The organism is Halobellus rufus (assembly GCF_000739575.1).
GTDB lineage: Archaea > Halobacteriota > Halobacteria > Halobacteriales > Haloferacaceae > Haloquadratum > Haloquadratum rufum.
In genome coordinates this window covers 58624-66988 of sequence record NZ_BBJO01000016.1, presented here as the reverse complement: position 1 = coordinate 66988, position 8365 = coordinate 58624, and the positions used below count along the sequence as shown (strand labels likewise).

General features: G+C 50.9%; 6 protein-coding genes. 3 read left to right on the top strand and 3 right to left on the bottom strand.

Annotation, left to right across the window (positions count from 1 at the left end; genetic code table 11):
* Positions 1-407: 407 nt before the first annotated feature.
* Both ACP99_RS21605 and ACP99_RS08885 read left to right on the top strand, forming a co-directional pair.
* Entirely contained in the window at positions 408-557 is a 150-nt protein-coding gene (locus tag ACP99_RS21605) for a DUF7160 family protein (protein WP_449271589.1), read from the top strand.
* A gap of 954 nt (positions 558-1511) precedes the next feature.
* Positions 1512-4403, top strand: coding sequence for a BGTF surface domain-containing protein (locus ACP99_RS08885; RefSeq protein ID WP_156105635.1), 2892 nt, complete (start codon positions 1512-1514; stop codon positions 4401-4403).
* A 13-nt stretch (positions 4404-4416) separates the two neighbouring features.
* On the opposite strand, the gene ACP99_RS08880 is transcribed toward ACP99_RS08885, so the two are convergent.
* Complete coding sequence (locus ACP99_RS08880; protein WP_049986263.1) at positions 4417-5178, bottom strand: hypothetical protein; 762 nt, start codon at positions 5176-5178, stop codon at positions 4417-4419.
* Between the two features lie 467 nt (positions 5179-5645).
* On the opposite strand from ACP99_RS08880, the gene aglG reads away from it, so the two are divergent.
* On the top strand, positions 5646-6584 hold the full coding sequence (gene aglG, locus ACP99_RS08875) for a glucosyl-dolichyl phosphate glucuronosyltransferase (RefSeq protein ID WP_049986262.1): 939 nt from the start codon (positions 5646-5648) through the stop codon (positions 6582-6584).
* Here the strand turns inward: aglG and ACP99_RS08870 are convergent.
* Both ACP99_RS08870 and ACP99_RS19105 read right to left on the bottom strand, forming a co-directional pair.
* The gene (locus ACP99_RS08870; protein ID WP_049986261.1) at positions 6574-7449 is read right to left on the bottom strand and encodes a glycosyltransferase; all 876 of its coding nucleotides are present in this window, start codon (positions 7447-7449) and stop codon (positions 6574-6576) included. The genes aglG and ACP99_RS08870 overlap by 11 nt on opposite strands.
* Positions 7449-8360 (bottom strand): glycosyltransferase, encoded by a 912-nt coding sequence (locus tag ACP99_RS19105; RefSeq protein ID WP_081927319.1) that lies wholly within the window; start codon positions 8358-8360, stop codon positions 7449-7451. The genes ACP99_RS08870 and ACP99_RS19105 overlap by 1 nt, the downstream gene beginning before the upstream one ends.
* Between the last annotated feature and the right edge of the window lie 5 nt (positions 8361-8365).

Below are 8365 nucleotides of genomic sequence, written 5' to 3'. Positions count from 1 at the left end.
GATATCCTGCGTACAGAATCGTGATCTCTGTAATCGAATCTTCCTCTTGTTCCTGCCAGAGTTCCAATCGCCGCCGTGGTGGATAGAGGTAATCCAAATGCAAAACGCGAGTATTGGAAGGTAACTGCGGGAGTGAAGTGAGAACTGCGGACGTATTTTTCCGGAAGGGGCTTCGTTCTATGAGGCGGATTTCGTGACTAGAGTCGTTTTCCATTAGCCGACGGAAAAATCATTTTTCGCGGTCGTGTTTATAATTTAATAGTTAGCGTAGCTAATAGAGTGGTCAACGACTTCGGCAATATAGGGTATTCGTACAGACACCCGCTCAGACACCCAATTAGGTGAAATCAAGATTAGACCTTCCGAATGATTTTATCAGCTATTCTGAGTGATTTCGTCGTAGAGAGATGTCTGAAAACCCTCCTGCTGAGTGTCCTGAATGTGGGATGCTTTCGGTACGCGTCAGCCGGCTACCGCCTTGGAAACACGATAAGGGAGAAAAATGGATTACACGGGCTGAATGTTCAGAGTGTGGTGAGTACGTGGGTTGGTTTTAACCAGTCTGGTAGAACCGTGATAATACTGTGAGTAACCCTATGTAGGTGGCCTGATTCGTGGAAATTCGAACGGTTTCATACGTCTGCTTTCCATTCGCAGTTTTACCTTGATCAAGTTACGAACCGCACCTGAACACGCAGTGTCCCGGTGATTTCAGTCATACAGCCGTCTTAAGTCCAGTATGATTTTGGTGCTTAACTAATCACGACACGGTGAACCGCCTCGGGGTCAAGCCCCGGGTCATTCTCCTTGCATTCCGTAAAGCAGGCACAAGATATTCGTAAGTATAGTGAGAACTAAAACACAATCCCCGACGATAGATGCTATGCTGCCCTGGGGAAACTGCCCGACTGGTCCCCGGATAAGAATAGTGACCGTTACCCATCAACAATGAGTAGAAATTCAGTATATAAACGGCAAGCTGTGTCCCTCGCAGTCTTGGTCATTCTAAGTGGTATCACTGTACCCATCGCGTTCACAGGATCGACAAGTGCTGCTGCCACGAGTTTGGACCTTGGAAGCGGCGACGGAAACAGCCACAGTACCGATCAAGGAACAACATTAGAAAATATCCAGATTGACGACAATGACGCCGATAACTCTACACTATTCGTCTTTATTGACATAGATGGCGACGGTGAATACGATTCAGATGAGCCAGTCGCCACTAACGAGTCCACATACAGTGGGGCTGGAAGTGACTCCAATATCGATATTGGATCCCTCGATACCGAAGGAATTGCTCCAGGTACATATACCGTCTACGGGTATGAGAATGAATCGCTAAATGATGGAGACTCCGGTTTCGATACCGATGTGGGTCTTACGCTAGAGTCTGTCTCCGGTGCAACAAACTTAGATCTTGGAAGTGGTGACGGAAATGACCACACTACAGATCTGGGCACATCGCTGAGAATATCCAAGTCGATGACGACAATGCCGGAAGTTCGACGATGTTTGTCTTCATCGATGAAAATGGTAATGGAGTGTATGATTCCGGCGAGCCGACTGCAACCAATGAATCAGACTATAGCGGATCAAATTCCGATGTCGACATCGGAGCACTTCCAACCGACAGTCTCGATTCAGGGACGTATACCGTCTATGCCTACGAGGGTGAGACGTTGAGTGACGGAGATTCTGACTTCGAAACCAGCGTCCAGCTAACACTGGAAGAGCCTTCTGGAGCAGCGAATTTAGATCTCGGAAATGGAGATGGAAATGCCCATAATATCGATCGCGGAACGAATCTCGAAAACGTAGAAGTTGATGACGATACGGTCGGAACCTCGAACTTGTTCGTCTTTGTTGACGTAGACGACGACGGAGCGTATGATTCCGATGAACCAGTCGCGACTAACGAATCCGCGTACGCACCCGAAGAGAACAATATTGCTATTGGGAGACTTCAAACACAGGAACTTGATGCGGGAACATACGATGTCTACGCCTACGAGAATGAAACATTAACTGACGGTGATACTGGTGATACGAGTGTTCAATTGACAATTGAACAGATTGCAGATCCTGCTGATTACGATGTTGATGTATTCTTCAATAATTATGATAGCCTTGTAGACGAACAACTCCTCTGGGGACAGGAAGTTGCTGTCGCAGGCTACACTCCCAATAGCAATGTTGTCCTCAGCGAGTGGGAAGGAGACGATGGCGCGCGTACAGAGGAACAACTACAAGCAGATAACGATGGTGTGATTACCTTTGATAGTTCAGAACTGGAGAGTGGCGACTACTATCTCACGCCACCGGAAGAACCGAGCGCTGGCGATCCTCCAGAGACTGTGGAGGTGCTGCCGCAGACACTTGACGTCACCTTCGATGACGAGGAAGTCACCGAACAAGGCTCGACTACTGTCGAGTTTGACTCAAATCGTGGCTCCTATGCTGTCAACGTTAGCGCTGATGGCCTGAGTGCCGAAGAACTAGCAACAATTTTCGGTGACAGTGAAGATCAGAACGGTGAGCTCGAAATCGAGACGATTGATGGCGATGAAGATCGCATTACGCTCGCCACGCTCTCTGACGGTGAGTACACTATCGGATTCACTGACATCGATACGGGCGAATACGACTTCGAGTTCAATGTGACCGATACCTCCGCTTCCGATAGTGCTACCATCGAAGTCACTGACCTCGACGTGGACGCCTCCTTCGAGGAAAGTTCATATGTACACACCGCTGGCGATATCGTCGAGATGACAGTTGAACTTGAAGACACTGATGATGCGTTCGTTCAGTTCGGCGATGAGGATGCAGGATTCATTGATATCCTCTACATTGAGGATGACGATGATGACAATGAGGTAACCTTCAAAGTGAACACCCGCTCTCTGGGTGCAAACTCAAAGTACGACGCTGTATACCACAGTGAGGACGATACTGTCGAAAGCCAACTTCACGGCGGAATCTCCTCTGCGGCCAACGATCCCGTCTTCGTCGACGAGGATGGTGACGAATTAACTGCGTCGGACGCAGATGATGGTTCATTCAAGGCATATCTCGACGAACTGGGACTAATTAATGCGGATAGCGAAGGAATCTCTGAGCAACTTGTCCGACCGTTGCAGCCCACTGATTACGACGTATCTGTAGGTGCCGACAATGTCTTTATAGTCAATGATGACGGTCAGACAGAGCTCAATAATGAATTGGATCTCACCGTTGTGGATCTAACTCGTCCCACATTGGACTCGGTCGAAACGTTCGTCGCACCGGCTGACAATGCTGATGAGAATGACGAGTTGACGGAACTGCGCGACGTTCTCACCGAACGCGAGGAAATTGCCCTCGAGGACCGACTAGTAATCCGCGCCGAAGCCAGCGGGATCTACGGTCATATGGTCGCGATAGAGGAGTCAAACGAGGGCAGCGGTTTCGACGCACTCGAAGAGGGCTTCAGCGCAAGTACCCTTCACACGCTCGTTGAAGAGCGCGAAGGAGAGGGCGTGACGCTCGAAGTTGAGGCAAACGATGCCATCGCTAATCAAGCGCCCACGTCGTTGAACCTCGGAAGCGATTCCGTCAATGAGCAGGATATCTTTGTCATCGCGGATAATGAAGCAGGAGAACTCTACATTGTGGTCGATACAAGTTCGAACGATGCCTTCAACAACGAAATCGATGAAGAGACCGACTTTTCAGTCGAGATGGAATATGAAACCGACGAGGATGAACGCTATGAGTTCGAAAATGGCAAAGGACCGTTAGGTGGTGCCGGTGGTGACCGGGATGCTGCAGCGTTCCCGTATTTCTTGTCCGGTGAAAGCCAATCAGCGAATACTGAGTTCACGCTTACCGAGCGCGAAGTAGCATTCGCCAATCGCAACGACGACGGTGTAGTAAAAATCGCCATCGGCGGCATTACAGATGAAGGAGAGGGGACTGTCTACGGTGAGACGAACGTTGCACCCGGTTCAGAAGCCAGCGTCCGTATCCGTTCAGATAGTGGTGTCTCACCTACCTTTGCAGGGACAGAAGACGTAGTGATTGCTGAAGATGGTACCTTCGAGGCAACATTCGACTTTAGTGAGGAGAACCTCGACGATACTGGAGAAGTAACGCTCCGTGTTGGTGGCAGTACGGTTGGTTCAAACGACATCGTTGTGGTCGATCAGCTTACGCCAACACCACAAGAGACGTCCAGTCCACCAACGGATACGCCAGACCAAACGACTGAGCCGTCAGACTCTACGACGACTTCCACATCAGATCAAACAACCACAGAGCGTCCCACAGTGAACACACCAGCAACCACACCAGGGTTCGGCGTGATCGTCACACTAACTTCCATTATGGCTGCGGCGTTGCTGCTCTTCCGCCGTATCTAGGATTTCAATTTTTTTAATATTCAGTTGTGGAACGGTCCACTGTAGCCGATTCAGTCGATGTTTCGTGTTGCTCTTCTTGAAGTTGGACGAATGCGTCGGCTAAAATGCCGAGGATAAGAATGCTAAATGGCAATGAAATCAGGCCGGTAACGATCTGCGAAGCCATTGAACTAGGGCCGAATACGATCGAGAATACTACTGAGAGAACTCCAAATACGACCATCGTGGGAACGATGATGATTGCAAGGAGAACGAAGAGTCGAATCCAACTTCCACGGGTGAGATGCCAACTACTGCTCATCGCACTAAGGAAATTCTCGTCATTAACGGCGATGTAGACGGTCATAAAAAGTAACGAGAGGTAGACGATGATACCCGGAATAACGAAGAGTAGCGTTCCGATGAAAAGGAGGAGAGTGAACACGATACCGCCCACGATGAGATTAGCGAGAACCCACGGAATTCGACGCTGAAGGAACTCACTTGGGATTTGAGTCGTTTCGCCAGCAACGAACGTTCTTATGGCAACTATCGTGAGGTACGAAAGGAGAACGAACACGAGAAGGCCACTAACAGCTAGAATTCCAAAAGGCAGATCAATCGTTAATCCAAGGGAGCCCGGAAAATCGGAGGGAAGCATCTGAACGAAAATGCTGTTGACGAGGAGTTGCCACAAAACACCGAGTACTGCTGCAACTAGAAGTAATATCCCGCCATTTCGATTAACGACTCGACCAAGGCCGTTCGTGACCGCGGAACCAATATTCAGGGACATATTCCCGCAAATCGTGAAACGAGTTCATTAAGAGTTGTCATTTGTCACTATGGAATCAAGCGAATACAAAAGAACAGCCGTTACGCAGCACCAAGGGGATCCGAGAGACACTCTCCGTAGAGTCGAACACGCTTGTGGATAATTAAAAGCGGAAAAGCCAGATCGCGACAGACACTCAAGCAGAACGTCTTCGAGTTGATGCGAAAGGAGTGGGAGCCGCTCAACGAATACTCCAGCGAATAGCAGCCTTCGAAGCGAGACCCCGATTAGGAAAATAGTGAGGTCAGCCTAGCAGTCGAGGGGGCCGCGTTGCTTGGAATATACTCGTTTAAGACGTGAGGCAACCCTGAATTCACGCGATCAAAGAACGGCACCTCCTCATCTTGGAGAGTGCCTACAGGCAGCCGCGCGCGGAATTCGGTATCGAAACACAATCCTTATTCGCGACTTCGAAGACCTGTGCCCCAATGAAGGTCTCCGTCGTCGTCTGCACGTACTCGATGGATCGCTACGAGGCGTTTTCGGAGTGCGTCGAGAGCGTGCTCACCCAGAAGTACGAGCCGTTGGAGATCGTCCTCGTCGTCGACGGCAACCCTACAGTGTATGAGCGCGTGCAGTCGGACTTCGGCCGCGAGGAAAACGTCATCGTCCACAACAACGCAGAGAACCGAGGCATCTCATTCAGCCGGACGAAGGGCGCGGAGCTGGCGTCAGGAGAGATCGTCGCGTTCATCGACGACGACGCGACCGCCGAACCGGCCTGGGTGCAGCGGCTAGTGGATGTCTATGAGTCGTCGGACGCAATTGCGGTCGGCGGCGATGTGAGGGCCGACTGGCAGACCGAGAAACCCGATTTCTTCCCCGAAGAGTTCTACTGGCTTGTAGGGTGTGTGGAGCCCGGATTCGCCGAGGATGGTGAAGAAGTTCGGAACACCTACGGTTCAAACATCTCGTACCGTCGAGAGGAATTCTTGGAAGTTGGTGGCTACGATCCGAATACAGGTCGAAAGGGAGACAAGCACCTGCAGGCCCACGAGGCCCCTGTGGGAATTCGGTTGTTAGAGGAGTATGGGAAGGGAATGGTCTTCACCGAGGATGCGGTGGTGCACCACAAACTGTTCGAGTATCGCGGGGAATTTCGGTGGCTGGTGTTCCGGTCGTTCTGGCAGGGCTACTCAAAGCGCGTGATGGATCTGCTGTATCCGGACGCGCCCGACGACAAGAGCGCGTATTTGAAGCAGTTGTTGACGCACTTTGTGCCGAAGCGGGTGAAAGAACTGGTTCAGTCGCCGTCGATGTCGGGGGTAAAGCAGTTGGCGTCTATCTTCGTATTTACCAGTGCTGTGGGACTGGGGTATCTGTACGCGATAGTGACGCCGGACGTCGTGGCAAAGGCTAATTCGTAGGGGCCGGGATGTCATCTCGTTTCTGGCCGAAAAAGAATTCGTAGTAGTAGCCTAAGCCGCGGCAGGCGAGCATCGCAACCGAGAGGAAAGCGAAGGCCAGACGCGTAGTGACCGTTTCGGGATCGTCAGCGTTCTCATTGGTCCCGGAACCGGTTGGTGTCGGCGGGATCCCGGGGTTCCCGTAACGCTCGGGGTAGTAGCGTTGCTTCTGGCAGAAGCCGCGGCCGACGCGGAAGTTCTTCTTCGCGAGGGGTTTGAATCTGGTTCGAGCCGGGTGGTAGACGACCGCGTCCTCGGCGTATCCTTGCTCATATCCGGCCTCGTGGACGCGCTGGCCGAACTCGATGTCGCCGCCGGAAATAAGTCGTGCGTCGAATGGGCCGACGTCCTCGAAGACGTCTCTTCGGATGAGAAGAGCACAGGTAGGAGCGTAGTGTTCCTCCTCGAGATACTGTTTGACGGGAAATCCGGTACGAGCATTGTAGCGGCCGACAAGGGTGTCCTCCGGAAGAGTCAATTCAACGTTGCACCCGAGGTAATCGACGTCCTGTTCGTTCATTGCTGCTATGGCTTTTTCGAGCCAGTTTTCGTCGATAGTTTCATCGGCGTCAAGGAAAGCTATTACACCGCTCTCGATGTTTTTGATGCCCTTGTTGCGGGCGGCGTAGGAGCCTTGGATTTCGTCTTCGACAAGAAGGTTGATTTTGTCGTCGTGGGACTGCACAACTTCGAGAGTGCGGTCAGTTGAATTGTTGTCCACGACAAAAACCTGGTATTGTCGATCCACCGTTTGGTTAAGAAGTGATTCGATAGTTATCTGAACTCCTTCTGGATCGTTATAGACGGGGACAAGAATTGAAATCATCAGTCTTTCTCTCGTTCAGTACGGAGTAGTGCGAGTGATTCGTGGATCATTCCGTATGTCTGCGTGAGCTTCAGGACGAATTCCAGAAGATAGAAACCGACAAGCGTTAGGGGTGACGTACTATAACCGGAGAAACGTCGTCTGAGACGGAATGGACTCGGTGGGACGTAATTAATTGGGTGTAGAGGATGATGATATGTGCCAACTTCAGGGTGGTATTTACGCATTTGTGCTCGTCCACGCCCGATTCGGAGTGCTTTCGATTTGAGTGCGTCCCATGAGTTGCGTGCCGGGTGATAAGCGGTTACATTGCTGGTATAGCACTGTTCGAAGCCTACTCGATGCACGCGCTGGCCAAATTCCTTGTCACCACCTGATTCAAGATGTTCGTCGAAAAGGCCTATTTTATCGAAAACTTCACGTCGAACAGCGAGAGCGCAGGTCGGAGCGAAGTGCTTGTTATCGAGATAGGTCTGGACCGGGAAAGAGAAGGCCTGTTCGTAGCGTTCGGTGAAGGTTGGTTCGTCGTTCGCGACGAGTTTGACATCACAACCGAGGTAGTCACAACCGCGGGTTTCAAGAGTAGTGGTCATTCCATCAACCCAAGTGTCTGTGACCCACATATTGGCATCCAGAAAAAGAAGAACGTCACCTGAAGCATATTCAATCCCGGTGTTTCGTGCGGCATAGGATGACTGGCGATTAGTCTCTTCAAGTGGCCAAACAATATCCGGATTGCTGGTAACAAATTCAGCAATCACTTCCCTCGTTTGGTCCGTTGAATTGTTGTCGACTGGCAGGATCTCGTAGTCATAAGCTGTTTGCGAAACGAGTGCGTTGAGGGTCGTCCGGATCCCTTCAGAATCGTTGTAGACAGGTATTATGACTGAGATAGACGTCACTGTGTTCATTGGGA